This window comes from Granulicatella balaenopterae (assembly GCF_900111135.1).
Lineage (GTDB): Bacteria > Bacillota > Bacilli > Lactobacillales > Aerococcaceae > Granulicatella > Granulicatella balaenopterae.
Map to the genome: position 1 here is coordinate 1 of NZ_FOGF01000066.1, position 4,383 is coordinate 4,383.

3 protein-coding genes are annotated in these 4,383 nt (G+C 34.6%); all 3 read right to left on the bottom strand.

The window, feature by feature from the left end; all coding sequences use genetic code 11:
- Positions 1-111: 111 nt before the first annotated feature.
- The 3 genes from BMX09_RS09505 to BMX09_RS09515 all read right to left on the bottom strand — a co-directional run bounded on the left by BMX09_RS09505 (position 112) and on the right by BMX09_RS09515 (position 4,087).
- Positions 112-1,170 (bottom strand): BMP family lipoprotein, encoded by a 1,059-nt coding sequence (locus tag BMX09_RS09505; protein ID WP_089748042.1) that lies wholly within the window; start codon positions 1,168-1,170, stop codon positions 112-114.
- Between the two features lie 111 nt (positions 1,171-1,281).
- The gene (locus BMX09_RS09510) at positions 1,282-3,783 is read right to left on the bottom strand and encodes an FtsK/SpoIIIE family DNA translocase (RefSeq protein ID WP_245711167.1); all 2,502 of its coding nucleotides are present in this window, start codon (positions 3,781-3,783) and stop codon (positions 1,282-1,284) included.
- Positions 3,767-4,087 (bottom strand): DUF1033 family protein, encoded by a 321-nt coding sequence (locus tag BMX09_RS09515; protein ID WP_281242692.1) that lies wholly within the window; start codon positions 4,085-4,087, stop codon positions 3,767-3,769. Before BMX09_RS09515 ends, BMX09_RS09510 begins: the two co-directional genes overlap by 17 nt.
- Between the last annotated feature and the right edge of the window lie 296 nt (positions 4,088-4,383).

Genomic DNA, 4,383 nt, shown 5'->3' on the forward strand with positions numbered 1-4,383 from the left:
CCTCTTTTGTGTGGTAAACAAGTCCACTAAGCCCTAATATAAATCTTTCAGATTTCTTTTAATAATTCCTCAACAACACTACTTGACGAAGAGCCTTTTTTATTGTGTCTTTTATTCTGCTGGTTTGTCTGGAACAACTTCTTCGCCAGCGATAATTTTTTCTTTAAATTCTTTGATTTTTGCTTTTGCTTCGTCAGAAATTTGACCTTCAGATACGCCTACACCGTCTTCTTTAAGTCCCAAGTATAATTGTTTACCACCGTTGAATTCACCTTTAACAGCATCATTTGATAAGTTTTTAACAGCCGTACCTACACCTTTTAGTGTTGAAATTAAAGTAACATTACGGTCGTCACTAACTTTACCTTCTTCAGTTTGGTCACGGTCAACACCTACAACCCAAACATTTTTTGCTGGATCTGCTTGAACAATTTCTTTAGCTGCAGTAAATACACCAGTACCAGCATTACCTGCTGCTTGGAAAATTACGTCAACATCATTTGCATACATTGCATCAGCTAATGCTTTACCTTTAGCAGCATCTGAGAATGAATCTGCATATTGTACATCTACTTGAATATCAGGGTTAACTGCTTTAACACCTGCTACGAATCCTGCTTCAAAACGGTCAATTACAACACCATGTTGTCCACCAATGAAGCCAACTTTATTAGTTTTAGTTGTTTCTGCTGCTGCAACACCCGCTAAGAATGACGCTTCGTGGTCTTTAAATGTTACTGAAGCAACGTTTGGTAATTCTACTGAATCATCAATAATTGCAAAGTGTGCATCTGGATTATTTTTAGCTACTTCTTCAATAGCATCTTTTAATTTATATCCTACACCAAAAATCATGTCATAGTTAGAATTGATTGCTAAGTTTAAGTTTGGAATAAAGTCAGAGTCAGAGTTAGATTGTAAGTAGTTGTATCCTTCTGCTCCTTTTTCTAAACCATTTTCTTTACCCCATTCAGTTAAACCTTCCCAAGCGCCTTGGTTAAATGATTTATCATCAACCCCACCAACATCAGTAACGATAACCGCAGTAACCGGTTTATCATCAGTAGTTGGTGCTGGTGTATCAGTTCCGCTTTCTGAGCCACATGCTACCAATGTTGCTGAAGCTCCGACTGTTAATGCTAATAATGCTAATTCTTTTCTTGTTTTCACAATAAAAACCTCCAAAAAAATTTATTTGGTATTCGTTACCAATAACATAATAACACAAACGCTTACATTTGAATAGTCACATTTTATTCATATTTTAATTCACTAATTTTTTTAATCGATTTTTGTTGATTCTACAAGCGTTTCAGCGTTTTCATTTTTTTCTTCTGGTTCGCTAAAATCTTGAATATTAACCTTACGAGGCTTACTTCCTTCAGATGGGCCGATATACCCACGAGCTTCCAATTCATCAATCATTCTCGCTGCACGGTTATATCCTATCCGGAATTTTCGTTGTAAAAAGGATGTGCTAACAGTTTCTAAATCTTTTAATAAATCTAATGCTTCGCCGAATAATTCATCTTCTGGTTCCCCATCCATTTGTTTTGGTACATCTGTTGGCATCATTTCTTCAACATATTCTACTTCTTGTTGGTTTTTAACGAATTCGACCACTCTTTCAACTTCTTCATCAGTAATATAAGCTCCTTGCACACGAATTGGTTTATTTTCACCCATTGGCATAAATAACATATCACCACGGCCAAGTAATTTTTCAGCACCATTAGCATCAATAATGGTACGAGAGTCTGTCCCACTTGATACCGCAAAGGCAATTCGTGATGGAACATTAGCCTTTATAATACCAGTAATAACATCTACTGAAGGACGTTGGGTAGCTAAAATCATATGAATACCGGCAGCGCGAGCCATTTGTGCTAAACGAATAATCGCATCTTCAACTTCATTACTAGCTACCATCATTAAATCAGCTAATTCATCAACGATTACTACGATATACGGTAATTTTGGATTATTTTGTCCCATTTCTTGATTGTATTGATCCACATGTTGATTATACCCATCAATATTACGCATGCCCATTGATGCAAATAGTTCATAACGTTTTTCCATTTCCGCAACAACTTTTTGTAAGGCTTGCGCAGCTTTTTTCGGATTTGTTACAACTGGTGTTAATAAATGCGGAATGCCATTATAAACATTTAACTCAACCATTTTCGGGTCAATCATCATTAATTTGACTTCATGAGGTTTTGTTTTCATTAAGATACTTGTGATAATACCATTGATACAGACTGATTTACCAGAACCAGTTGAACCAGCAATTAACATATGTGGCATACGCGTTAAATCACATAAACGACTATTACCTGAAATATCTCGTCCTAATGGTACATCTAATTTATTAGGAGATAGTAGCGACGCTTGAATAACATCGCTAAATGATACAAAACTTGTCTTACTATTTGGTACTTCAATCCCAACATATGGCTTACCTGGAATTGGTGCTTCAATACGAATATCTTTGGCAGCTAAAGCTAGGGCTATATCATCACTTAAATTTACAATTTTACTTACTTTAACCCCGATAGCTGGTTTGATTTCATATTTGGTTACAGCTGGTCCTAATAAAGGTTCATCCATCACCTTACAATCGACTCCAAAGCTCTCAAATGTTTGTTCTAGGATTTTCATATTTTTACGCACAGTATTCTTTTCACTAGTTTGATCATTGACTGGCACTGGATTCAATAAGGATAATGGTGGCAATTCATAGTGATCGTCTTCTGGAGTCCCCCCCATATTTAATTCGCCCAATTCTGTATCCTCAGACGCATCTTCACTATTCCTATTATCTTTAATAGCAGGATGGGCTTCCGACTCATTAAAATCCGGATATGGCGGTTCTACAGGTATATAGGTATCTTTAAAAGGTTCAAGATCACTAAAACTATCCATTATTGGTAATTCAGGCTCATAATCTAGCTGTTGACCATCATTAGCTTTATCTGCTTCTAATTCCTCATCATCAAAAATCACATCTAAAAATTGCTTACTTCTAGTTTTTAAAGATTGTCCTACTGATGATACATTTTTAAGAGGAGTTTTCTTTTCGCTTTTCGTTTTATTTTTCTTTTTAGCTTTCCGTTCTTTTTCAGCTTCGATATATTTTTCATCTTCTTCATACTGATAGTCCCCGTTATCCTCACGAACAAAGACATCAGCTAAATCTAACAGGCTTTCCCTCACTTTAACCATTACTTCTGAAAAACCTATCTGTAAAAAAATCAATACACTACTAATAGCCAGCATAATAATCACAGCATAGGTCCCCATCTGAGCGAATAAAAAATGACTTCCTGTATATAATAAAGCCCCAATAATCCCACCAGCCATATCCGTTTCAATCTGACCTTGTTGAAAATCACTAGCAAAATTATTTAAAGTCGCCCCAATCGGTGTCTCATTTTGCTGCCAAATATCTTGAAATACCATCGCATCACTCATTAATAGCCATGTTATATAAGCTAACAAAAATGACCAAAAAATATTTCGAGGGATCTCTAATTCCTTACCCTTCACAATAAAATACAAAGCATACATGATGAAAATCATAAAAGCAATTATGGTACTATTTCCTACAAAAAAACGAAATAAATTCGTTAACATCAAGCCAATATAACCTAAACGAAATACACCAATCACACTAATAAATATAATAATAATTCCAATGACTTCAATCGATATATTACTCTCTTTGTTAGTCTTTTTTTTCTTTTTATTACTTGTTTTTTTCTTAACTTTCTTTGACACTCTTCTCACCTACTTCTTTCTCAATAACTAATTGATTATTTTGATCTACAATTAAAATTCCTGTAAAAATTTGAACATCATCATCGCATTCCTCACAAAATTCAATATCATTATCGTTCCAAAAGGCAATACAGTAATTGTTCTTAGCTTTCATATGATCAAATTGCACTTTATATTCTTCTTTTAATTGGTTAAAAGCTATTTTAGCAGTAGCTAGCCCTTGATAAGATTGGCTATTGATTACATCCTCCTGCCAATCTTCAAAAAACCACCAAGGCTCACTATAACCTCTCATTACCTTCACTTGAAACATCCTTAATCACCTTCAACTTATTTTATGTATCTCTTTTATTATCATGCAATTCTTACTATTTTACAAGTATCTAGCCATTTTAGAGCACATTTTCAATAAAGTAGAGAGATAATCGCAAAGGACTATCTCCCTCTCATTGAACCGTACGTACGGGCCTCGTATACGGCTCTACAATTTATATTCCAACTTTAATTAGGTAATAATTTAAAGGATTGACCAATGCTGGTCGATTCTTTATTTTTGTTTCTAAGAGCTCTGGTGATAAAATATAGTTAATAATATTCATA